Source organism: Nakamurella sp. (assembly GCF_044224575.1).
In the GTDB taxonomy this organism is placed as follows: domain Bacteria; phylum Actinomycetota; class Actinomycetes; order Mycobacteriales; family Nakamurellaceae; genus Nakamurella.
In genome coordinates this window covers 107,655-130,683 of sequence record NZ_JBGAKE010000002.1, presented here as the reverse complement: position 1 = coordinate 130,683, position 23,029 = coordinate 107,655, and the positions used below count along the sequence as shown (strand labels likewise).

The following is a 23,029-nucleotide window of genomic DNA, read 5'->3' as shown; positions in this document are numbered from 1 at the left end:
GGCACCGCCGGTACGGGCCCTGTGCTGTACCGGGGGATGGTCCGTCCCGCGCTCACCGTCCCGGCCCCCGGCCGTGGTCGCCGTCCCCCAGCCGCTCCTGTCGCCCGCCGGCCCGTCCCGCGCTCGCCGTCCCGACCCCCGGGCCGTCGTCGCTGTCCCCCAGCCGCTCCTGTCGCCCGCCGGCCCGTCCCGCGCTCGCCGTCCCGGCCCGGTCCGAGGTGGCAGGCTGTCCGTCATGACGGCCGACGGCACCCTGGACCCGCCGGCCGTCGATCCGGCGCGGCTGCCCGGCCCGACCCCGTCATCGGTGTTGCGGGCCGTCAGCTCGGCCCTGGGGTCGCCTCCGGCGGCCGTGTACGGGGTCAGCGAGGACACCCTGGCCCAGATCGAGCGGGCGGGTGGCCGGCTGGCCCGCCGCGCGCTCGCCCTGATGGACGAACGGCTGCCCTGGTTCCGGTCCCTGCCGGCCGAACAGCGCTCCTGGGTCACGCTGGTCGCTCAGGCCGGCATCTCCGGCTACGTGGTCTGGGCCAAGGCCAGCAGCGACGAGTACCGGATCACCGGCGAGGTGTTCGGCACGGCGCCCCGGGAGCTGGTCCGCGCCGTCTCGCTGCGGCGGACCGTGGAGCTGGTCCGGGTGGCCATCATGGTCGCCGAACAGGACCTGCCGGCGCTGGCTGCGGACGAGGCCGAACAGATCGCCCTGCGCGACTCCCTGCTGCGCTACAGCCGGGAGATCGCGTTCGCCGCGGCCGAGGTCTATGCGGCCGCCGCGGAGACCCGGGGTGCGTGGGACGCCCGGGTGGAGGCCGCGGTGGTCGACGGGGTGGTCCGCGGTGAGGACATCGGCACGCTGTCCTCCCGCGCGGCGGCCCTGAACTGGGACCCGACCGCAGACACCGTGGTGGTGGCCGGGGCGGCCCCGACGGGAGACCGGGCGGACGCCGTGGCGGCGGTGACCGACTGGGCCGCGAAGACGCGACGATCGGCAATGTCCGGGGTGCACGGCGACCGGCTGGTGCTGGTGCTGGCCGGCGCGGCGCCGCCGGAGGCCGGCGTCGAGTCCCTGTTCGGCGAGGGTCCGGTCGTGCTCGGCCGGGCCGGCAGCGGCCTGCGGGCGGCCATCAACTCCGCCGCCGACGCGCTGGCCGGGTTGGACGTGGCGGCCGCCTGGCCGGACGCGCCCCGGATGATCGACGCCGACGATCTGCTTGCGGAGCGGGTGCTCGCCGGGGACGCGCGGGCCGCGGCCCGGCTGCGCGCCTCGGTGTACGGCCCGCTGTCCGCCGCCCCGCACCTGCTGTCCACGGTCGACGCCTACCTCGCCGCCGGCGGCGCGCTGGAACCGACCGCCCGCAACCTGTTCGTGCACCCCAACACGGTCCGCTACCGCCTGCACCGGGTCGCCGACCTGACCGGCCGCGATCCGTGGGATCCCCGGGACCTGCTCGTCCTGCAGACGGCCGTCATCCTCGGTCGGCTGGCCGCCACCCCCTGACGGCGCGCTTTCCCCCTGGTCGCTGATCAAAGCCGGGCCGAACCGGACATCCGACCCCCGCCGGCGCGGGTTGATCAGCGTCGCCCGGCGTCATCCCGGTTCGCTGATCAAAGCCGGGCCGAACCGGACATCCGACCCCCGGCGGCGCGGGTTTGATCAGCGTCGCCCGGCGAGTGCGATCGACGAAGGGGCGGCGGCGGGTCGGACCAGCGCACCACCGGCAGCGTCATCCCGCGGACGGCGAAGCCCTCCCGTCGCAGCCAGGTCTGGACCGGACGATCGGCGGGAAGCGGCTCGACGCGCATCATCGTGGCAATCCGGCCGGCCAGCACGTCGGGCGTCAGGAATGCCGTGTTCCAGGTGTAGCGGACGACCCGGATGCCCCATTCCTGCAGCTGCCACTCGCGCTGCTTCTCAGCGCGGACCGCCTCCATCGGATCGGTCAGCCCGTACTTGTCGATGCCGTCCGCTTCGGCGGCGAGCCGATGTTCGGCCCAGTAGTGGTCGAGGCGAAAGCGCGGATAACCGTCACCGACCCAGATGTTGCAGACGCCGGGTGGAAGCCCGGCCCGCAAGAAGGCGTACCGGCCGGCAGATTCCAAGGGCGACTCGACGTCAGGATCTGAGTTGGCCACGGCCCACCTCGCTAGCTGGATGCCCGGCCACGCCGCCATGTCGCGCTCGGCACGGGCCAGCTCCTCCCGTGAACCGTCGCGAGTGGCGGCTCCGTCCGCGAGCATCAGCCCCATCCGCCGATCGCATCCGCGGGCCAGGTCGACAGCGGCGAACGACGGGCGCAGCGTCGCCGTGCCGTCGACTTCGGTGAGCCAACGATCGGCCACCGCGGCGAACCGGGTTCGGCCATGCAGGGTGCGGTTCGACCCGCTGCCCCGCGACCCCAGCCGGATCACGCTCGGCACCGCCGGCGGTTCAGGCCGAGTGGGCAATTCGTGCAGGGCCACCGCCGACCAGTCCGACGCATGGGTGTTGGGTGGTGACGCCATGACGAACGCACGGGTGCGCAGGCGAAACGCGGGCCACTCGCTCAGACCGGCGACAATTCGCCGCTCGGCGTAGATGCCCTTGGCCAGGGCCGTCAAAGCACCCGACCGCAGCAGCCGCTCGATCCGGTCGGCGCTGACGCCGAGCTCGCGGCACCGTGCGGCGGTGATCAGGTCGCCGCCGTCGGCGAGGGCGGCGAGCAGAATCGGCGGGATCGTCGCGGACATTCCCGCAGCCTGCGGGTCGCCGGCCGGTCACAGGGAAAATTCTTGTGCCGTGTGGACAACTGGGCACGAGTTGTCCACAGCGGAGCCCGCGCAACCGACGGCCCGCCGGGCCGCGGCCGCGGTCCGCTGATCAAATCCGAGCTCGATGTCCTATTAGTCCGCTTCGAGCGCGGGTTTGATCAGCGCACGCCGGGCCTCGACAGCGGTTGGCTGATCAATTCCGAGCCTTGTGCCCGTTTTGCCGGATTCAGCCGCGGGTTTGATCAGCGAACCGGCCCGCCAGCCCAGCCCAGCCCAGCCCGGCGCGGCCCAACCCGGCCCGGCCCGGGCCAGCCCAACCCGGGCCGGGCCGGGCCGCGCGCGGGTCAATCACGACGAACCGGCCCTAACACCAGCACCAACCCTGTGACGATGATCAAGATTTGGTGACTCCCACCGGGTTGACTGTGGGATCCCTACAAAAGACTCCTCACGACTTGGTGGCGTCCGTCATCACCATGCCCCCACCGGACATGTCACGGTAGATGGCGTGCTGGCCATCGTCGCTCCCGGTCAGGGAGCCCAGAAACCCGGAATGCTCTCCAGTTGGCTCGAACTGGACGGAGCAGCCGAGGCGCTGGCCCAGATGTCGGACCGGGCCCATCTCGATCTGACCCGGCTGGGCACCGAGGCGACGGCCGAGGAGATCAAGGACACCGCGGTCACCCAACCGTTGGTGGTCGCCACCGCCCTGCTGGCGGCCCGCTACCTGCGGATTCCGTCCACCGCCGCGGTCGCCGGACATTCCGTCGGCGAGCTGGCCGCGGCGTCGGTGGCCGGCGTCCTCGCCGATCTGGACGCCGTCGAACTGGCCGCGGTCCGCGGGCAGGCGATGGGTGCCGCGTGCGCGCTCACCCCGACCGGCATGTCCGCGGTGATGGGCGGCGACACGGATGCCGTCCTGGCCGCGCTCGAAGAGCTCGATCTGGTCGGCGCGAACGTCAACGGCGGGGGTCAGATCGTGGCCGCCGGCCCGCTGGAGGCCCTCGACCAGCTCAAGGCCGAGCCCCCGGCCGGCGTCCGGATCATCCCGCTGCCCGTGGCCGGGGCCTTCCACACGTCCTTCATGGCCAGCGCCGAGCACGCGCTGCGCGAGCACGTCGGCGGCCTCACCCCGCAGGACCCCACCCACGTGCTGCTGACGAACTCCGACGGCACCGTCATCGGATCGGGCCAGGCGTACCTGCAGCTGCTGGTCGCCCAGGTCACCCATCCCGTCCGCTGGGACCAGTGCATGCAGACCCTGGCCGGCCTCGGCGTCACCGGCGTGCTGGAACTGCCGCCGGCTGGCACGCTGGTCGGACTCGTCAAGCGTGATCTCAAGGGGGTGGCCACCATGGCCCTCAAGACACCCGCCGATCTGGACGCCGCCGCGGCGTTCGCGGCCGAACACGCCGGGGTGAAACAGCCATGACGGCCAAGATCGGCACCGCTCCCGGCGCGCCCGGTTCGAGGATCGTCGGCCTGGGTCACTACCGGCCCGACAAGGTCGTCACCAACGACGATCTCGCCAAGATCATGGAGACCGACGACGAGTGGATCCGGGCCCGCGTCGGCATCGCCGAGCGCCGGTTCGCCGCCGCCGACGAGTCCGTGGCCAGCATGGGCGCGCAGGCCGGCGCGAAGGCGCTGGCCGAGGCCGGGCTGCAGCCCGAGGAGATCGACACGGTCATCACCGCCACCTGCAGCCTGGATTCGCCCGCGCCGCACGCGTCCACCCAGATCGCCAGCCTGCTGGGCATTCACGCCCCGGGCTCGTTCGACATCAACGCGGCCTGCGCCGGGTTCTGCTACGCGGTCGCCGCGGCCGACCAGGCCGTCCGGACCGGGGCCTCACGCAACGTCCTGGTGGTCGGGTCGGAGAAGCTGACCGACTGGACCAAGTCCGACGACCGGGCCACCGCGATCATCTTCGCCGACGGCGCGGGTGCCGTCGTCGTGTCGCCCTCCGACGAACCGGGTATCGGTCCGGTCCAGTGGGGCAGCGACGAGGACCACACCCGGACCATCCGGATCGAGGGCCGCAACGGCCACTTCATCCAGGAGGGCCAGACGGTCTTCCGCTGGGCCACGTCGGCCATCGCCCCGGTCGCGATCCGGGCGACCCGGGCGGCCGGGCTGGAACTGAGCGACATCGACGTGCTGGTCACCCATCAGGCGAACCTGCGGATCATCGACGCCATCGCGAAGAAGATCGTCAAGGAGGGCGGCCGGGACGATCTGAAGGTCGGCCGGGACATCGTCACCACCGGCAACACCTCGTCGGCGTCCATTCCGATCGCGCTCGACCGGATGCGCGCCGCCGGCGAGGTCAGCTCCGGCGAGGTGGTGCTGTCCGTCGCTTTCGGTGCCGGATTGACCTACGCCAGCCAAGTGTTCGTCTGTCCCTGACGCAATGGGGCAGAATGCCCAGTTGCCATTCCAACCGCGGCCGTCGTCACACCCACTCGGGAACGGCCGGAAAACCCCGAAAGGAACCACCGTGAGCAACGAGGACATCATCGCCGGCCTCGGCGAGATCGTCGAAGAGGTCGCCGGCGTGAGTGCCGCCGACGTCACCGCCGACAAGTCCTTCACCGACGACCTGGACATCGATTCGCTGTCCATGGTCGAGATCGCGGTGCAGGCCGAGGACAAGTTCGGCGTGAAGATTCCCGACGACGAGCTGGCCAACCTCAAGACCGTGGGGGACGCCGTCTCCTACATCGAGGCCAACAAGTCCTGATGGCCCCGGCCCGGCCGCGGTGCACCATCCTGCGGCCGGGATGCCACCACCACCGTCACCCCGCTCCACTCCGAAGGGAACCCACGCGATGAGCTCCGATCACGACGTCGTCGTCACCGGTATCGGCGCGACCACGCCGATCGGCGGCACCGCGCCGGAAACCTGGCAGGCCCTTCTCGACGGCACGATCGGCGTCAAGGCGCTGACCGAGCCCTGGGCCGAGAAGTACGACCTGCCCGTGCGCATCTACGCGCCGCTGGTCGTCGAACCCAGCGAGGTCCTCTCGCGGGTGGAGGCGCGCCGGCTCGACCGCTGCCAGCAGGTCGCGCTGGTCGCGGCCCGCGAGGCGTGGGCCGACGCGGGCGCGCCGGAGATGGACCTGGAACGGCTCGGAGTGGTGATCGGCACCGGCATCGGCGGCGCGCTGACACTGCTCGGACAGGACGACATCCTGGAACAGGACGGCGTTCGCAAGGTCGCCGTGCTGACCGTGCCGATGCTGATGCCCAACGGCCCGGCCGCCGCAGTCGGCCTGTGGGCCAAGGCCCGCGGCGGCGTGCACGCCCCGGTCTCGGCCTGCGCCTCCGGCGCCGAGGGCCTGGCCTGGGCCTACCGGATGATCAAGTCCGGTGAACTCGACGTGGCCATCGCCGGTGGCGCGGAGGCCTGCGTGCACCCGCTGCCGATGGCCGGCTTCTCCCAGATGCGGGCGATGAGCACCCGCAACGACGATCCGCAGACCGCGTCCCGCCCCTTCGACATCGACCGGGACGGTTTCGTGCTCGGCGAGGGTGCCGGAATCATGGTGCTCGAGCGCGAGGCGCACGCCAAGGCCCGCGGCGCCAAGATCTACGGACGGCTGGCCGGCATCGGCATGTCCAACGACGCGTACCACATCACCGCCCCGGAGCCCGAGGGCGAGGGGTCCAGCCGGGCGATCGCCAAGGCGCTGCGCAGCGCCGACCTGTCCCCCCTGGACATCGGGCACGTCAACGCGCACGCCACGTCGACGCCGGTCGGCGACATCGCCGAGTCGAACACCATCCTGCGCTCGGTGGGCGGCCACCCGGTGGTCACCTCGACCAAGTCGATGACCGGGCACATGCTCGGGGCCGCCGGATCCCTCGAGGCGATCGCGACGATGCTGTCCGTCCGGGACGGCATCATCCCCGGCAGCCGCAACATCACCACGATCGACCCGGAGATCAAGGTCGACGTGGCCACGGAGAACCGTGAAGTGACCCTGACTGCCGCGCTGAACGACTCGTTCGGCTTCGGCGGGCACAACGTCGCGCTCATCTTCACGGCGGCCTGACCCGCCGCACGTCACCGACGCGAACACGCGACCGGGCCCGGCGACGACCGCCGGGCCGTACCACCACCCCGGGACGACTCGCCATGCCGGCGTGCCCGCGTCCCGGTCACCCTCGCCCAGGCGAGGAACTTCTCGGCAACGGCGCCGCGTTTGTCCGGCGCGTCAGGAGTGGACCATGACCGCAGTCCTGCCTCACACCGAGCTGCCGGCCCAGCCTGGCGCCCTGACCGAACCGGCCGCCGAGGCCGCGACCGGGGAGGCACCGCCGGCGAAGGCCCCCCGCGCCCTCGATCCCCGGGAACCGCTGGTCCGGCTCTCCGCCCTGATGGACCCGGGCACGGTGGTCCCGCTGCACACCACCGACACGTCCGGCGTGCTCGCGGTCCGGGGCCGGATCGACGGCTCCAAGGTCGTCGCGTACTGCACCGACGCCACCCGGATGGGCGGCGCCATGGGGTATGAGGGATGCGCGCACATCGTCGACGCGATCGAGGTGGCGCTGCGCGAGCGGACGCCGGTGATCGGCCTGTGGCACTCGGGCGGCGCCCGGCTGGCCGAGGGGGTCGAGGCCCTGGACGGCGTCGGCCAGGTGTTCGCCACGATGGTCCGGGCGTCCGGGCGGGTCCCGCAGATCTCCGTGGTGCTGGGAGCGGCTGCCGGCGGTGCGGCCTACGGACCGGCCTTGACCGACATCGTGATCATGGCGCCGGACGGCCGGGTCTTCGTCACCGGGCCGGATGTGGTGCGGTCGGTGACCGGCGAGGACGTGGACTCCGAGTCCCTCGGCGGACCCGTCGCGCACCACCGCAAGTCCGGCGTCGTGCACATCGTGGCCGACGACGAGGCCGACGCGCTGGCCCGCGCCCGCCGGGTGACCGGCATCTTCACCCAGCCGGGAATCGCCGGCGTCAGCGGCATCCCGGACGACCCGGAGCTGGCCGGTGTGCTGCCCGAGCGGGCCAACCGGGCCTACCCGGTCCGCCCGCTGATCGACCGGATCATGGACGGGCCGATCGAGGAACTGCAGGCCAGGTGGTCGCCCAACATCGTCATCGGGCTGGGCCGGCTGGCCGGCCGATCGCTCGGCGTGGTGGCGAACAACCCGTTGCGGCTCGGCGGCTGCCTGGATTCGCAGTCCGCGGAGAAGGCGTCCCGGTTCGTCCGGATGTGCGACGCGTTCGGCATCCCGCTGCTGGTGATCGTCGACGTGCCCGGCTACCTGCCGGGGGTCGGGCAGGAATGGGACGGCGTGGTCCGCCGCGGCGCCAAGCTGTTGCACGCATTCGCCGAGGCGGTGGTGCCGCGGGTGACCCTGGTGACCCGCAAGGCGTACGGCGGCGCCTTCATCGCCATGAACTCCCGTTCGTTGGGCGCCACCGCGGTGTTCGCCTGGCCGAACGCGGAGATCGCGGTGATGGGCGCCAAGGCCGCGGTGGGCATCCTGCACCGCCGCAAGCTCGCGGCGGCCCCGGTCGAGCAGCGTGAGGCCCTGCACACCCAACTGGCCGCGGAACACGAGAAGATCGCCGGCGGCGTGCACCGGGCGATCGAGCTCGGCGTGGTCGACGAGGTCATCACCCCCGCGCAGACCCGGCGCAAGCTGGCCGAGGCCCTCGCGGCTGCCCCGGCGGGCCGAGGCAGCCACGGCAACATTCCCCTGTGAGCACCCTGCATCTGATCGGCGGCGGCTGGGACACGGCCGCCTCGGCCCAGGTGTACGCACCGTTCCTGGCCGATGCGACCGTCCGGGCCGGCGGACCGCCGGCGATCGCGTGTCTCGTGCTGGACGAGGGCGACGGGGCGGAGCGGGTCGAGCGGTGGACCCGCACGCTGACGGCGGTGGCCCCGTGCCGGATCCGGCCACTGCTGGTCCCGCTCGCCGAGCGGCTGGACCCGGCCCGGCTGGGCGACGCCGACGCCCTGCTGGTCGACGGTGGGCTCACCCCGGGCTACGCCGACGCGCTGGTGCCGGTTGCCGCCGACATCCGATCCTGGCTGGCCGGCGGCGGCCGCCCGTACGCCGGGTTCTCCGCCGGCGCCGCGATCGCCGCGCGGTGGGCGATCGTCGGCGGCTGGCGCTCCGGCGGCGTGCCGGTGTGCCCGGAGGACACCGGTGAGGATCTGGACGAGCTCACCGTGGTGCCGGGCCTGGGGCTCACCAAATGGAGCGTGGACGTGCATTGCGCCCAGTGGGGCACGCTCCCCCGGCTGATCGAGGTCATCCGGGCCACCGAGCCCGGGCAGGGTCGCGGGAACGGGCTGGGCATCGACGAAAACACCCTGGTGACGATCGACGCCGACGGCGGGCTGAGCGTCGCCGGCGCCGGCCGGGCATGGCTGGTGCACCGCGGCGGCGGCCGGGCGATGGCCACGGTCAGCCCCGTGCCGTCCGGGACCCGGCTCGGCTGATCTCCCGGCGCCCGTACAGCGCGGCCAGGCCAACCAGCGATCCGACCAATCCGGCGGCCAGCAGCCAGGTCAGCGGGCGGTCGGCGGCGAAGTCTCCGAGCGTGCGCACCGCGGCCACCGTCATCAGACCGAGCATGATGAGTGCGACCTGGACGAGCAGCCGGGCACTGGTCCACCGCCGGTCGGCCAGCACCTGCACGGCGGCGAAGCCCAGCGCGAAGATCGAGCCGACCACTCGTGACGTCAACGGCGTCAACGGCCAGGGCCAGACGGTGGCCGCCCATCCCGGCAGCACGAACAGGACGACCGCCGTCACGCAGGCAAGCACGCCGGCGGCGGCGATGACGGCCACCTCCGGACCGGCCAGCAGCACGTCGTCGACGGTGGCCGGCGGGGATTGACTCCGGTTGGACCACCAGGCGAGCAGCACGAGCAGGGGCGCGGTGAAGTACAGACCGGCCCACAGCCAGAAGCCCACGTTGCCGTGCACGAACCGGTCCCAGTGCAGCACCGTGGCCACGCCCAACAATCCGGAGAACAGCACGACCGGCAGGAAGCCGCCGCCGATCCGATGCCATTGCGTCGCCGCCACCGCCCGCGCGAAGAAGTACGCGCCGCCGAGGTAGGCGGACGCCAGCATCATCGAGGTGAAGTCGGGCGCGATGCGCCAGGCGAACAGCCGTCCGGTGTCGTCGGCGGACGGCCAGAAGTACAGCAGCACGAAGGCCACCAGCAGGAAGGGGACGATGAACATGCACAGCGCTCGGGTGGCCGGCAACACCCGGTCGCGCGGCGTCGAGCCGATCCGGTCGGACGCAGGGTAGCGACCTCCGTCGCCGGATGGGTTGGCCACCCACCCATCGTCCCACCGAATCGGACATCGGGCGCAAAGATCACTCAGGGAATTCGGTCCGACCGCCCTACGACCCGGGGGCTCAGCCGGCCGCCCGCGCCCGCGCCGCGATCGCCTCGTGGTCGGCCGACCCGACCGTGTCCAGGCCGGGCGCCGGAGTCCGGCCCAGCGCCAGCCGCAGCGCGTAGACCCGGGTGGCAGCGTCGGTCAGCCGCTCCCCCGACAACTGCCCGCCGTCGACCGCGGCCACGATGCCGGACACGGCGGCCTCCGGGTCGGTCGGCATCAGCACCAGGTCCTGTCCGGCGGCGACGCCGCGCCAGGCGGCCTCCTCGGGACCGAAGTTGTTCTTGATCGGCGCCATCTGGAACGAGTCGGACACGGCCACGCCGTGAAAGTTCAGCCCGTCACAACCGGCCACCCCGGACCCCTTGAGCAGGTCGGTGACCACTGCCGAGCTCAGCGCCGACGACGCGCCCGCCGTGCCGACCGCCGGCAGATCGATGTGCCCGGTCATCACCAGCGCGGCGCCGGCGTCGACGCCACCGCGCATCGGCACGGCCTCGACCGCATTCCATTCCGGGCAGTCGATGTCCAGGGTCGGCAACGCCTTGTGGGTGTCGGTGGCCGTCCGGCCGATCCCGGGGAAGTGTTTGATCGTGGCGGCGACCCCGCCCTGCTGGTAGCCGCGGACCGCGGCGCCCACCAGCCGCGCAGAACGGTCCGGGTCGGACCCGAACGTGCGTTCGGCCACCCCGGACACCCCGGATTCCGGAGGCACATCGGCGTCGGGCGCGAAGTCGACGTTGATGCCCACGGCCCGCATCTCGGCCGCGCTGGCCGCGGTGACCTGCTCGGTCAGCGCCGCCGCGGCGTCCGGGTCGGCGATGCCGGACAGTTCGTCCGCCCCCGGGAAGTCGGTGAACCCGTTGACCAGCCTGGTCACCAGCCCGGACTCCTGGTCGGTGCCGATCAGCAGCGGCGCCCCGGCCTGGTCGGCCGGAACCTGCGCCTGCAGGTCCCCGGCGACGGCGGCGACCTGCGGCGGGGTCCCGTCCGCGGTGCCGTCGATCGCCCCTTTGGAGCCCATCAGGATGACGCCGCCCAGGTGCAGCCGGGCGACCAGATCGGTGCCGACGGCATCCGCCGAGCTGGCCATCACCACAGTGCCAGCCCGGTCGGCCGTGCTCATCGCCGCGACCGCGGCGGCCGCCGCCGTCATGTCGGCCCCGGTGACCGGGCCGCCGGGCGGCACGGCCGGGGCCGGGGGCGGTTCCGGCGGCGGGCTCGGCAGTGGCGACCCGGTCGGCTCGGCCGCCGACGTCCCCGACGCCGCAGGCGCCATGGTCGCGGGGACACTCGTTGCCGGCGGGCTGCTCGGCCCGGCCGCCGACGAGGCCGACGGCGTGTCGCCGATGGACGGCGGCGGACCCTGCTCGGGTGTGGCCGCGCAGCCGGCGAGCAGCAGCGCGGCCGCCGTCGCGCCGGCCAGCGTGCGGGCGGCGAACCTACGCCCGGTCGAATGGAAACGCCCGCGAGCCACCATGCCCGTGGACGCTACCGGCATGCCGTCATCGACTGCGTCGACGGATCGATCCCGCTCAACGTCAGCGCCCCGTCCTGGTCGCTGAGCAGGTAGGTCAGATCCCAGTTGATGCAGGTCGCCGGCAACCGTTTGGGTGCGAACTCGGCGGACTGTTCGGAGGTGAACATCGTCCGGACCCGCAAGGGATCGTCGGCGATATCGGCGATCACCAGGTTCGAGTCGACCGTGGTGCTGTAGGCCTGCGACCAGTCCGCGGACGTCTGGTTGGCCGACTGGTCCGGCCCGACGACGGTGTGCCAGGCGGGGAAATCGCGCCGGTTGATGGCGTCGAAGTACGTCTGCAAGGTCTGCTGGATCTCGCTCGCGCGGGGGTGCAGTCCGGCGGCGGGGGACACCACCACGGATTCATCGCCGGACGGTCCGGCGGTGTAGCCATCGGGAATCGAACCGGGCCGGGTCTTGCCCAGGGCCCAGGCGGCCGACGCTCCCCCGCCGAGGACGACGAGCAGGACGATGGTGAGCACCATCGTCAGTCGTCGGCCACGTAACCGCATGCAGAAGAACCCTCCGCCGTCGTCGCTGTGAGAAAGCGAGCTGTGGGATTGCGAACTGTCGCAATGTCCACATTGAGCGACGTATCAGCGGGTCGCGGGTTGTCACGCATCGTCAACGTTGGCGGCGTGAGCGGTGTTATCCATTTCTCCGCACCGGTACGCAACCCGGCGCGGGCTCAGCCGACCTGGTGCAGCCAGGTAACCGCGGTCCCCTCGCCGGCCCGGCGGTACGGTTCGAGTTCGGCGTCCATGTGCGCGCCCAGCAGATCGGACAGCTTGTGCTGGAGGGCGTCGAGAGTGGTCGCCGTGTCCATGACTGAGCGCAGTTGGTCCTCGCCGAGCATGACGTCACCGTTGGCCGACATGGCGGCCCGCCAGACGCCGCGTCCGGGGACGTGACAGATCCGTTCTCCGTCCGCCCCGGGGCTGCCTTCCTCGGTGATCTCGAAGCGCAGCATCGGCCACGCCTTGAGGGCCTTGGCCAGCTTGCCGGCGGTCCCCGGCGGGCCCGACCAGGCGACATCGGCGCGCAGGGCACCGGGCAGCGCCGGCTGCGCCGTCCATGACAACGTGACGCGACCGCCGGTCACGCTGCCGATTGCCCACTCGACGTGCGGGCAGATTGCCGCGGGCGCCGAGTGCACGTACACCACTCCACGGGTCACTACCGTCCACCTCCGCTCGCACTTCCATCGTTCTTCCCCAACGTGGACGTGCGCAACTACCGGCGACGGGTGTGGCCTGCGTTGACATTGTGCACCGTGGGGTGGCCGTGACGCCACCCCCCGATGGATTGAGCCTGCCGGACCGTCCGGTCACGGCGGTCGACCGGCGATCAACGCAGGTGGGCCGCTCCCGCGTCGGACCACAACGGGGACTCGGGTTCACTGGCGGCCCACCCATCGGACCGGCGGCTGTCGGCACCGAACAGGGGGCCGACCACGGCGAGGAGGAGGAACAGGACCAGGAGGATCAGGGCTGCTGTCATGGGTCAAGACTGATCCGGAAAAATCATCACGTCCATCTGTTTCTTCTTCCGCCAATGCGTAAGATGCTCTGCATGATCGATGTGCGGAAGTTGGAGATCCTGCGCGAGCTCGATCGGTGCGGGACGATCGCGGCCACCGCCGCCGCGGTGCACCTCACCCCGTCGGCGGTCTCCCAACAGATGGCGGCGCTGTCCAAGGAAACCGGCACCGCGATGCTCGAGCCGGACGGCCGCCGCGTGCGACTCACCGAAGCGGCCCAGCTGCTGCTGCGGCACGCCCACCAGATTTTCACCCACCTGGAACACGCCGAGTCCGACCTCGCCGCCTACCGGCGCGGTGACGCGGGCACCGTCCGGGTCGGCACCTTCAGTTCGGCGGTCAAGGCGCTCGCGGTGCCGGTCATCTCCGATCTGGCGACGTCCACCCGCATCCGGGTGGAGCTGCGGGAGGTCGAGCCCGAGGATGCGCTGGACAACCTGCTCGCCCGGACGGTCGACGTCTCGCTCATTCTGACCAGCACCGAGCTGATGCCCGGCCAGGACGACAAGCGGGTGTGGTCCGAGCACCTGCTGGACGACGTGATGGATGTCGCCCTGCCCTTCGACCACCCGCTGGCCGGCCACGACGAGGTCGAACTGGCCGACCTGGCCGACGCCGACTGGATCCTGGCCAACCCGGGAGTCCCCTGCTGGCAGCTCACCCGGGACGCCTGCGAGCGTGCCGGGTTCCGGCCGCGGGCCCGGCACTACGCGGACGAGTTCGTCGGGGTGGTCGGGCTGATCGCGGCCGGGCACGGGGTGAGCCTGCTCCCTCGGCTGGCCCAGCCGGAGTTCGTGCACGAGCCGATCGTGCTGCGGCCGGTGAAGGGGATCAGCCCGGTCCGCAAGATCGGCGCGCAGATCCGGGCCGGCACGGCCGACCAGCCGCACATCGCGCCGGTGCTCGGTTCGCTGCGCCGGATCGCCCAGGGAGTGGCGCTCGGGCCGGTCGAGTGCCGGCCCGTGGTGCTTTCCCCGCCCTCCGCGGCGCTGATGGCCTCGTCATGACGACCCACATCGCGCTGATCCGGGGCATCAACGTCGGCCGCAACAAGCGGGTGGCGATGGCCGACCTGCGTGCGCTGCTGTCCGACCTCGGCTACGCCGACGTGCGGACGCTGCTGCAGAGCGGCAATGCAGTGTTCACCGCGCCCGGTTCGGCGGCGTCCGTTGCGACGGCCATCGAGGAGGCGATGACCGGGCAGCTCGGGGTCACCGCCCGGGTGCTGGTGCGCAGTCCGGCCCAGCTCGGGAAGGCCGTCGACGCCGATCCGTTCGGCGAACGGGCCGCCGAGGGGTCCAAGCACTTCCTGGGGTTCCTGGACGAGAAGCCGGCCGCCGCGGCCGTGGCTGCGGTACCTCAACTGGGACCCGAGGCCGATACCGCGCCGGACGAGGCCCGTCTCGTCGCCGGGCACCTGTATCTGTGGTGCCCGAACGGCATCTCGCGCTCGACGCTATGGCAGGTCAACTGGGACAAGGCGTTGGGCACGGCGGTCACCATGCGGAACTGGAACACCGTCACCAAGCTGCTCGAGCTGGGGTCCTAACGATCGCCGGCCCGGAACAGGGCCGCGTCCAGCAGCGGCGCCTGCAACCGCGCCCACGGCGACAGACCGCTGTCCGGGTCGGCGGCGGCAGCCAGGAACTCCGACCAGGTCCACCACGCCCACTGGGCCACTTCGTCGGGCCGGGGCGCCGGGTCGTCGTCGATGCGGCAGGCCAGCACCGGGCACAGTTCGTTCTCCTCGACGGCGCCGTCGGACGCCCGGTAGGAGAAGTCCGGCAACACCATCCGCAGCTCGACCGGGTCGACGCCGAGTTCGAACCGCATGCGGCGGGCGGCGGCGTCCGGCACGGCCTCGCCCGGGGCCGGGTGCCCGCAGGCGGTGTTCGTCCATACCGACGGGAACGTCGCCTTGTCGTCGGCCCGCCGGGTGACCAGCAGCCGCCCGTCCGAGCGGAAGCCGTAGCAGGAGAAGGCCAGGTGCCGCGGGGTGTGCGCGCCGTGCACGGTCGCCTTGGCGGCGACGCCGATCGGTGTGCCGGCCTCGTCGACGAGGACGACCTGCTCGTTCGCGTCCAGCGGGGACAGCGGGAACCGGCGAGCGGGCGGTGACGGACGTCGACCCGGGTGCTTCGGGTCGAACAGCGGGTGACGGATCGGCGGCACGACCGCGAGCCTACCGACGTACGGAAGCGTCCCGGCCGGGAACGGGTCCCGGCCGGGACGGTCCTGCGATGCCGGCTCGAACGGGCTCGGATCAGGTTTCGGCCGGCACCTCCGGATCGAGTTCGACCTCGGCCCTCTCGTTCCGCTTGTGGACGGCGAACGCGACCAGCACGACCGCCAGCATCGCGTAGCCGAGGGCCACTTCGGGCCGGGCCGCCCACTGGACCTGCTCGGCGTGGATCAGGCCGATCCAGGACAGCGCGGCCCCGACCCCGGCGGCGGCCGCGGAATAGTAGAAGTTGCGCATGAGCAGGAACGCGACGATCGAGCCGAGCACCATGCCGGCCAGCACCGCGCCCTCGCCGAACACCTTCATCCCGTGGTACACGAGGCCGGCGCTGGTCAGGGCGGCCTCGCCGACCTGATCGGCGGACGTGCCCGCGGCCGCCAGCGCGTTGTCGATCAGCCCGGTGCCCCACTGGGCGAGGTTGGGCAGGATCGCCGCGACAACCGCGGCGGCCTGGATCTTGGGCACCGATTGGAATGCCTGGGCGCCGATCAGCAGGCCGATGTACAGCAGGATCGGCACGATCGCCGGGATCGGCAGCAGCGTGTTCAGCACTCCGAACAGCCCGAGGAAGCACAGCACGGCGATCAGCACGCCGCTGGCCATCGAGTACGAGCCGCGGCCACCGGCCGCCTTCCAGCCCGGGTGGCCGATGTAGACGGCCGGCGGGAACGGCGAGCCCAGGGCCGACCCGACGATGGCGCCGGCCCCATCGGCCAGCAGCACGCTGCGCAGGTTGTAGCTGTCGCCGGCCGCCGCGGCGCTCTCCACGTTGCTCATCGCCTCGGCGAAGTTGTAGACGCCCAGCGGGATGGCGGTGGCCAGCAGCGGCGCGATGTTGCCCAGGCCGGTGAACAGCAGGTCGAAGTGCAGGCTGGGCACCGCGATGGCGATCTGGCTGACCGCCGCCTGCACGTCCGGCACGGACATGTAGCCGCCGATCCAGCCGATCGCGGTGCCGACCAGCAGCGCGGCCAGGCCGACCGGGATGCCGCCGGGCAGCCGCATGTTCGTGAAGAAGCCGACCAGGATGATGCCCAGCACCGGCAACCCGATCCAGGCGGCGTCCCAGATCTGCGCGGCCGGCCGCATCGAGATGAACGTGATCGAGATGCCGGCCAGGGTGCCCAGCATCGCCGCCCGGGGGGTGATCTTGCGGATGAACGGGCCGATGAAGGCGCCGATCAGCACGATCACGCCGATGATGAACGCCCAGGCCAGCCCGGCCTCCCAGGCGCGGACCGGGTCGCCCGTGCTGAGGAAGATCGGCAGCATGATGACGAACACGACGATGAACATGTGCGGCACGCTGGGCCCGTAGGGCAGCGCGGTGACGTCGGTCCGGTTTTCCTTCCGGGCCAGCCGGCGGGCCAGGAAGGTGTAATACACGTTGCCGACGAGCATGGCGATGCCCAGCGCCGGCAGCACGGTGCCGAGCACCGATGCGGCGGGCATCTGCACGACGAACAGCAGCAGCGCGGTCAACGTCAGGACGTTGACCAGGATGTTGAACCCGAGTCCGAAGAAGGCGTTGGTCTCGCCCTTGGTCCAGTACGGCAGCTTGAGCGTGCCGTCCGACGACGCCGAGTTCTTGAAGCCGGTGAGGTTCATGCGGTTCTCCCTGCGGGTGGGGGGATCGGGAGGTGGGGACGGTGAGTGAAGGGAGTGCGTGGGTCGGCCGGTTCGGGGACGCGGCCGGTCCGGTGGGTCAGCCGGCGAACGCCGGTTGGTGGGGGTCGGATTCGAGCGGTGCCGGGGTGAGCCCGGCGATGATCGACGCGGAATCGGCGACCCAGCCGAAGATTCCGCCCTGCGCGGCGACCATCTCCAGGCCGACTCGTTGAAACTCCGGGAAGTACGACCCGACACAGTCGGAGACCACCAGAGCCTCGTAGCCGCGGTCGTTGGCCTCCCGGACGGTGGTGTGCACGCAGACCTCGGTGGTCACCCCGGTGACGATCAGCCGGGTGATGCCGTTCTCGACGAGCACGTCACCGAAGGTGGTGCCGTAGAACGCGCCCTTGCCGGGCTTGTCGATGACGATCTCGCCCTCGATCGGCGCGAGCTCGTCGATGATGTCGTGGCCGTACTCGCCGCGGATGAGAATGCGGCCCAGGGTGCCCTGGTCGCCGATCCGCATGGATGGCGCGCCGCGGGAAAGCTTGGCCGGCGGGCAGTCCGAGAGATCGGGCAGGTGACCCTCGCGGGTGTGGATGACCAGCATCCCGGCGGACCGGGCGGCCTCGAGCAGGCCGGTCAGCGGCGGCACCACCTTCTGCAGCAAAGCGACGTCGTTGCCGAGGGTCTCGCCGAATCCGCCGGGCAGCAGGAAGTCCCGCTGCATGTCGATGACGACCAGGGCGGTGCTGGCGACGTCGAAGGCGAATGGCGCGGGTCGGGCGGGGACGGAGACGATGTCGGGCACGGTGGACTCCCAGGGGTGGTCGGGATTCGGGGTCGGCGCGGGTGACGGTTCAGTGCTCGGCGAGGTAGGCCCGCCAGCCGCCGTAGGCGGTGATGTCGGACAGGTCCTCGTCATCGAGGGCGGATGTGTCGGCGACGAAGCCGATCTCCGTGCTCCCGTCGGCCAGCTCGACCCGGCCCAGGCACACCGACGGGCTGGAGCGGGCGAGGATGCCGGGCAGGGCGGCGGCGGGCAGCCGCCACGTCTCCACCTCGATCGCCGCGCCGCCGTCCGGCGCGGTGACCAGCACCGGCACCGGACCGCTCCCGCCGGTGCGCAGCAACCGGTATCGCGGTGCGGTGGTGGTGCTGGTCAGGACCCGGCCGCCGTGCTCGACCAGATCGCGGCTGCGCGGCTGACCGGACAGGTGATGGCCGACCACGACCAGGGTCACGTCGTCGGCCACCCCCGGCGGGGTCACCGGGTGCCCGGACAGCGCACCGGCCACCGCGAGGACCCGGTCGTCGGACAAGGCGGGTCCCAGCACCATCAGCGCCGCCGGCCGGCCGTCCAGGGTCAGACCGGCCGGCACGACGGCGCCGCACAGGTCGAGCAGGTTGCCGAAGTGGGTGTAGTGGCCGAGCATCGTGTTGGTGGCGATCGGGTCGGCCAGCACCTGTTCGACGGTGAACGTGGTGCCGACGGCCGGCAGCACCAGCACGTCCATGTCCCGCCACAGCCGCCGGACCTGGGCCTGCAACTCCCCCAGCCGGTGCTGTGCGGCGAACACGTCGACCGCCGAGTACGTCGCGCCGCCCGCCATGATCGCCCGGATCACCGGGAGGACGGAATCCGGGTGGTCGGCCAGGAAGTCGCCGAACTCGGCGAGCCGTTCGGCGACCCACGGGCCCTGGTAGAGCAGCTCGCCGGCGGCCAGGAACGGACCGAACGGCGCCGTGACCACGCGACTGAACTGCAACCCGACCCGGGACCGGGCGGCCAGGTGGGCGTCCCGCATCGGCTCGTCGCCGAAGAACTCGAGCTCGCCGATGTCGGGCAGGCCGATGCGCAACGCCGTCAGGTCGGGAATCTCGCGGAACCGGGACCGTGAGTAGGGGTCACGCTCGTCGACGGCGGCGACCACGTCCAGCACCCGGCCGACGTCGGGCACCGTCCGGGCCATCAGGCTGATGCAGTCCAGCGACCGGCAGGCCGGCACCAGCCCGACGGTGCTGATCAGCCCGCGGGACGGCTTGAGCCCGACGATGCCGTTGAGCGCGGGCGGTACCCGACCGGATCCGGCGGTGTCGGTGGCCACCGCGAACGGCACCTCGCCGCCGGCCACTGCCAGCGCGGAGCCCGAGCTCGACCCGCCGGAGATCAGCCCGCCGCCGAACACGCTGCGCGGCAGGCTGTACGGCGTGCGGGTGCCGTTGAGCCCGGTGGCGAACTGGTCGAGGTTGGTCTTGCCGACGTAGATCGCGCCGGCGTCCACCAGCCTTTGCACGACCGGGGCGGTCCGGTCGGGCACGTAGGCGTAATCCGGGCAGGCCAGCGTGGTCGGCACCCCGGCGACGTCGATGCTGTCCTTCACGCCGAAGGGGATGCCGTACAGCGGAAGGCCGGTCGGGTCCGGGTGGGCCTCGAGCTGTTTGGCCCGCAGGAGCAGTTCGGAACGCTCCACCACCGAGATCCAGGCGCCGTCGTCACCCCGGTCGGCGATGCGCGCCAGCATGCCGTCGATGACATCCGACGGGGTGGCCTCGGCCGCGCGGTACGTCCGGGTCAGATCGTCGATGGTGGGGCCGTCGGCCGGACCACGACTGATGCTCTGCGCCATGTGGTCGATTGTCGACAATCGATGTATCCGGGTCGTGTTCCCCCGTTAACAGTGTGTTGCGCGGTTCAGCCGCCGACGCCGGCCGGGGCGGCGTCCCGGCGGAACTGCAGGTACCGCTGCGCGCCGTGCTCGGCGAACGCGGCGAGCACGGTGTGGTGGTCGTTGGTCTCCAACGCGGCGATGAGCGCCGCGTGCCGGCGGATGCCCTCCCCCGGCCCGACGAGGGTGGCCTCCAGCCGCAGATTGATCGCCATCGGCCGCTGCAACTTGATCAGGATCGGCTCGAGGGTGAGGTCGAGCTGGCGGTTGCCGGCCAACGCGACGATCGCGGCGTGGAAGGCGCGATGGGCGTCGTCCCGGGCCAATTCGTCGGCGGACTCCTCGGCGGCCCGCATATCGTCCAGCCGGGCGCGCACCTGGGCGAGTGGATCCTGTCCCCCGGCGAAGTCCAGCGGCAGCGCCGTACTGATGGCGTGCCGTTCAAGCACGGCCCGCACCTCGAACAGCTGACGGATGTCCTCCTCCGACCAGGTCGCCACCCGGGCACCGCGCCGGGGCAGGTGCTCGACCAGACCCTGCTGCGCCAGCAGCCGCAGCGATTCGCGGACCGGGGCTCGGCTGATCGAGAAACGCTGACAGATCTGCTCTTCGATGATCCGCTCACCGGGGGACAGGGCGCCGGCGAGGATCTCGTTGCGCAGCCGGCGGGTGGTCGCCTCGACCAGGCTGGGCGCGAACAGGTCCGCGGTCTGGGCGCTCATCGGTCCGGGTGCCGAGGATTCGTCCGCTGACGCTCGCTCATCGACAGCGCCTCCCCCCGTGCGATCCCCGTATCCACCCTCGGCCGGTGGTCTGCCCAGTGTAGAAGCTGGACGGCCCGGAGCCCCGTCCCCGGCGGAATGATCCGCCGGGCCGGTCGGCGGTGCTGACCGCCCGACGAGGACGAGCCCGATCACCCGTTCGGCGTAGCCCCGGACCCACCAGGAGAACCGCTTCACCCGGTCGCCCGTACTCCAGGACATGACGACCGCGCCGGGCCCGGGAAGGGAGAGCACGCGGCCCGGGCCGGGTCCGCTCTACTGTTATCCGGGTGCTGACCCAGGAGGAGATGGCTCGCTTTCGCGCGGGCGACTCCGACGCGGTCCGCGCCGTGTACCGCGAGTACGGACGGCTGGTCTACGCGGTCTGCCGCAACCAGTTGGGCGATCCGCAACTGGCCGAGGATGCGGCCCAGCAGACGTTCCTCAAGGCGTGGCGGTCCGCCCGGACGGTCGATCCGGGCCGCGACCTGGCTCCGTGGCTGGCAACCATCGCCCGCCGCACGGCCATCGACGTGCACCGGCAGGAGTCCAGGCAGGTCAGCTCCGACATCGACGACGTCCCGGCGTCCCACCCGGCGCTGGTGTCCGAGCCGGTGGCCATCGAGCGGACGTACGACGCCTGGCAGGTCCGGCAGGCACTGGACGAGCTGCCACCGGACGAGCGCGAGGTCGTGCAGCTGCAGCATCTGGAAGGGCTGACCCAGACGGCGGTGGCGCAGCGGCTCGGCGTGCCGGTCGGCACGGTCAAATCCCGGTCCCACCGTGCGCACAAGAAGTTGGCCGGCCGGCTCGGACACCTACGCGAAGGATTCGGTTGACGCCCCGGAGCGCGGACCGACCGCTGAACGGCCCCTGATCCCCCACCCCGGAACTACCCTGCGAGAGGAGGTGACCATCAATGACTCCCGGCAACGGGCGACACGACGCGCAGGACAGCCCGGCCGACCGGGCCCGGATCGACTACCTGGTCGGTGACCCCGACCCGGCAGCGGAGTCGCTTCCCGAGGCCGACCGCGCCGAACTGGACGAGCTGCGGGCCCTGCTCGCCGACCCGACGCTGTGGGCCGAACCACCGGCCGCACTGGAGGATTCGGTGGTTGCCGCGATCGCGGCCGAGGCGGCCGCGTTGCCGCCGGTGGGCCAGGGGTCTCCCGCCATCGCCGATTCGCCGTACGACCGGCCGACCGAGACGGTGCGACGGCCGGACGACATCGCCGCCTTCCGGCCGCCCGCGCCGTCCGCCGGCGTCCCGTCCGCGCCGTCCGCCGGCGTCCCCCTCGCCCCGCCCGCCGGGCCTCCGGCCCCGGCGCCGACCGATCCGTCGACACCGGCCGATCTGTCGACACCGGCCGATCTGTCGGAGGCCCGGCGGCGGCGTGCGGAGCGGTCGTCGCGTCCGGGCTGGCGACGGCCGACCCTGCTGGTGGCGGCCGCTGCGGCGATCGCCGTGGTCGTGGTCAGCGGGCTGCTGCTGTTCCGCCCGCCGGCCCAACGCACGTTCGACGTGGCGTTCCAACCCACCGACCTCGCGCCGACCGCAGCGGGTAGCGCGGTGATGCTCAAGTCGGATTCCGGCTGGGAGATCAAGCTGAACGTGACCGGACTCCCCCGGCTGGACAACGGCCGGTTCTACCAGGGCTGGCTGCGCAACGCGGACGGCGTGCTGGTGCCGATCGGCACGTTCAACGAGGGCACCGACGTCGTGCTGTGGTCCGGCGTGTCCCCGGATGCCTTCCCGACGATGACCATCACCCAGGAAGCGGCGGACGGCAACCAGGATTCCTCCGGTCAGCGGGTCCTGGTGGGTACTGCGGTCGAGGTCACGTAGGCCATTGACCGGCCAGCGGATACACGGCCGCACTATTCGGACCGGTCAATGGCACAAAGCGGTCGACGCCGGATTTCGTTGCATTCCGTTCAGCATGATCATCGTCACGATGCAACAAGCATCACACCGGGCGGAGCCGCGGTCGGTGGCCAACTCCGACGTATCGACCCAGGTCAGCGCCCTTCTCGGGACTGACGGACCGGGTCGCTACGCCGTGTGACGCAGGCCACGGGCCACGCAAGCCGACCGGTGGTGGCTATTCTCCGCATGGTCGGCCAGCATCTCCTGCATTCATCCGCATCGACATTGGCGGTCGACCGATGGCGGCCCGCCGACCGAACTTGGGAGAAGGCGACATGTGTGTGACCCTCGGCAATGCCGCGGAAGTATTCGAGCACCGGGCCGACTCCGTCCCGCGCAACAGCTACACCGAGACGATGCACCACGTCGGGCACCTGGGTCCGGGCGACCTGTGGCGGCCGACCGGCGGGCGGCCGCACATCGTCACCGAGATCCGCAGCCGCCAGAACACGGTGATCGTCACCGACCAGTTGGGGCAGGCCCACCGCTATCCGGCCGACGCGCTGGTCCCGACGGCGGTCCGCGACCCGTTGACCCTCGGTGTCGGCGTCGCGCGGGCCGGCGCCTGACCGATCAACCGCCGGCCGGAATCGGTTGGTCGGCAATGATGGCACCGATCG

At 71.9% G+C, this 23,029-nt stretch carries 23 protein-coding genes; 12 read left to right on the top strand and 11 right to left on the bottom strand.

From position 1 onward, the window contains the following. Positions 1-235 precede the first annotated feature (235 nt). The gene (locus ACILSK_RS02790; protein WP_395725594.1) at positions 236-1,498 is read left to right on the top strand and encodes a PucR family transcriptional regulator; all 1,263 of its coding nucleotides are present in this window, start codon (positions 236-238) and stop codon (positions 1,496-1,498) included. A 107-nt stretch (positions 1,499-1,605) separates the two neighbouring features. Here the strand turns inward: ACILSK_RS02790 and ACILSK_RS02785 are convergent, their stop codons facing one another. After that, positions 1,606-2,727, bottom strand: coding sequence for a hypothetical protein (locus ACILSK_RS02785; protein ID WP_395725593.1), 1,122 nt, complete (start codon positions 2,725-2,727; stop codon positions 1,606-1,608). Between the two features lie 529 nt (positions 2,728-3,256). Here ACILSK_RS02785 and ACILSK_RS02780 point away from each other — a divergent pair. From ACILSK_RS02780 to ACILSK_RS02755, 6 genes are all read left to right on the top strand, one after another. Continuing rightward, entirely contained in the window at positions 3,257-4,180 is a 924-nt protein-coding gene (locus ACILSK_RS02780; RefSeq protein WP_395725592.1) for an ACP S-malonyltransferase, read from the top strand. After that, positions 4,177-5,157: a beta-ketoacyl-ACP synthase III gene (locus tag ACILSK_RS02775; protein ID WP_395725591.1), complete on the top strand. Its 981-nt coding sequence runs from the start codon at positions 4,177-4,179 to the stop codon at positions 5,155-5,157. Before ACILSK_RS02780 ends, ACILSK_RS02775 begins: the two co-directional genes overlap by 4 nt. A 91-nt stretch (positions 5,158-5,248) precedes the next feature. Then, a complete protein-coding gene (locus ACILSK_RS02770) occupies positions 5,249-5,491 on the top strand; it encodes an acyl carrier protein (protein ID WP_395725590.1) in 243 nt (80 codons plus the stop codon). 88 nt (positions 5,492-5,579) lie between these two features. Then, positions 5,580-6,806, top strand: a complete 1,227-nt coding sequence (locus ACILSK_RS02765) for a beta-ketoacyl-[acyl-carrier-protein] synthase family protein (protein ID WP_395725589.1) — start codon at positions 5,580-5,582, stop codon at positions 6,804-6,806. 175 nt (positions 6,807-6,981) lie between these two features. Further along, the gene (locus tag ACILSK_RS02760; protein WP_395725588.1) at positions 6,982-8,469 is read left to right on the top strand and encodes an acyl-CoA carboxylase subunit beta; all 1,488 of its coding nucleotides are present in this window, start codon (positions 6,982-6,984) and stop codon (positions 8,467-8,469) included. Further along, entirely contained in the window at positions 8,466-9,215 is a 750-nt protein-coding gene (locus ACILSK_RS02755) for a hypothetical protein (protein WP_395725587.1), read from the top strand. The genes ACILSK_RS02760 and ACILSK_RS02755 overlap by 4 nt, the downstream gene beginning before the upstream one ends. Here the strand turns inward: ACILSK_RS02755 and ACILSK_RS02750 are convergent. The 5 genes from ACILSK_RS02750 to ACILSK_RS02730 form a co-directional block, all read right to left on the bottom strand. Beyond that, complete coding sequence (locus ACILSK_RS02750) at positions 9,181-10,068, bottom strand: hypothetical protein (protein WP_395725586.1); 888 nt, start codon at positions 10,066-10,068, stop codon at positions 9,181-9,183. The two genes, ACILSK_RS02755 and ACILSK_RS02750, sit on opposite strands and share 35 nt — an antisense overlap. 82 nt (positions 10,069-10,150) lie before the next feature. Then, positions 10,151-11,614, bottom strand: a complete 1,464-nt coding sequence (locus ACILSK_RS02745; RefSeq protein ID WP_395725585.1) for a glycoside hydrolase family 3 protein — start codon at positions 11,612-11,614, stop codon at positions 10,151-10,153. Positions 11,615-11,625: 11 nt separating this feature from the next. Next, positions 11,626-12,141: a hypothetical protein gene (locus tag ACILSK_RS02740; protein WP_395725584.1), complete on the bottom strand. Its 516-nt coding sequence runs from the start codon at positions 12,139-12,141 to the stop codon at positions 11,626-11,628. A gap of 203 nt (positions 12,142-12,344) precedes the next feature. Beyond that, positions 12,345-12,833: a DUF3145 domain-containing protein gene (locus tag ACILSK_RS02735; protein WP_395725583.1), complete on the bottom strand. Its 489-nt coding sequence runs from the start codon at positions 12,831-12,833 to the stop codon at positions 12,345-12,347. A gap of 170 nt (positions 12,834-13,003) precedes the next feature. Continuing rightward, the gene (locus ACILSK_RS02730; RefSeq protein WP_395725582.1) at positions 13,004-13,156 is read right to left on the bottom strand and encodes a hypothetical protein; all 153 of its coding nucleotides are present in this window, start codon (positions 13,154-13,156) and stop codon (positions 13,004-13,006) included. 72 nt (positions 13,157-13,228) lie between these two features. Between ACILSK_RS02730 and ACILSK_RS02725 the strand changes: the two genes are divergently transcribed. Together ACILSK_RS02725 and ACILSK_RS02720 are read left to right on the top strand one after the other, a co-directional pair. Beyond that, positions 13,229-14,203 carry a LysR family transcriptional regulator gene (locus tag ACILSK_RS02725; protein ID WP_395725581.1) on the top strand — a complete coding sequence of 325 codons (975 nt, stop codon included), beginning with the start codon at positions 13,229-13,231 and terminating at the stop codon, positions 14,201-14,203. Beyond that, the gene (locus tag ACILSK_RS02720) at positions 14,200-14,745 is read left to right on the top strand and encodes a DUF1697 domain-containing protein (RefSeq protein WP_395725580.1); all 546 of its coding nucleotides are present in this window, start codon (positions 14,200-14,202) and stop codon (positions 14,743-14,745) included. The genes ACILSK_RS02725 and ACILSK_RS02720 overlap by 4 nt, the downstream gene beginning before the upstream one ends. Here the strand turns inward: ACILSK_RS02720 and idi are convergent. The 5 genes from idi to ACILSK_RS02695 all read right to left on the bottom strand — a co-directional run bounded on the left by idi (position 14,742) and on the right by ACILSK_RS02695 (position 20,440). Further along, on the bottom strand, positions 14,742-15,368 hold the full coding sequence (gene idi, locus ACILSK_RS02715) for an isopentenyl-diphosphate Delta-isomerase (RefSeq protein ID WP_395725579.1): 627 nt from the start codon (positions 15,366-15,368) through the stop codon (positions 14,742-14,744). The genes ACILSK_RS02720 and idi overlap by 4 nt on opposite strands. 91 nt (positions 15,369-15,459) lie before the next feature. Beyond that, on the bottom strand, positions 15,460-17,046 hold the full coding sequence (locus ACILSK_RS02710) for a regulator (RefSeq protein WP_395725578.1): 1,587 nt from the start codon (positions 17,044-17,046) through the stop codon (positions 15,460-15,462). Between the two features lie 97 nt (positions 17,047-17,143). Continuing rightward, positions 17,144-17,860: a cysteine hydrolase family protein gene (locus tag ACILSK_RS02705; RefSeq protein ID WP_395725577.1), complete on the bottom strand. Its 717-nt coding sequence runs from the start codon at positions 17,858-17,860 to the stop codon at positions 17,144-17,146. Between the two features lie 49 nt (positions 17,861-17,909). Further along, complete coding sequence (gene atzF / locus ACILSK_RS02700) at positions 17,910-19,679, bottom strand: allophanate hydrolase (protein ID WP_395725576.1); 1,770 nt, start codon at positions 19,677-19,679, stop codon at positions 17,910-17,912. Between the two features lie 65 nt (positions 19,680-19,744). Next, positions 19,745-20,440, bottom strand: coding sequence for a GntR family transcriptional regulator (locus tag ACILSK_RS02695; protein ID WP_395725575.1), 696 nt, complete (start codon positions 20,438-20,440; stop codon positions 19,745-19,747). Between the two features lie 329 nt (positions 20,441-20,769). On the opposite strand from ACILSK_RS02695, the gene ACILSK_RS02690 reads away from it, so the two are divergent. From ACILSK_RS02690 to ACILSK_RS02680, 3 genes are all read left to right on the top strand, one after another. Further along, positions 20,770-21,318, top strand: coding sequence for an RNA polymerase sigma factor (locus ACILSK_RS02690; protein ID WP_395725574.1), 549 nt, complete (start codon positions 20,770-20,772; stop codon positions 21,316-21,318). Positions 21,319-21,398: 80 nt separating this feature from the next. Further along, positions 21,399-22,328, top strand: a complete 930-nt coding sequence (locus tag ACILSK_RS02685; protein ID WP_395725573.1) for an anti-sigma factor — start codon at positions 21,399-21,401, stop codon at positions 22,326-22,328. 356 nt (positions 22,329-22,684) lie between these two features. Continuing rightward, positions 22,685-22,978: a hypothetical protein gene (locus ACILSK_RS02680; protein ID WP_395725572.1), complete on the top strand. Its 294-nt coding sequence runs from the start codon at positions 22,685-22,687 to the stop codon at positions 22,976-22,978. The last annotated feature ends 51 nt before the right edge of the window (positions 22,979-23,029 follow it).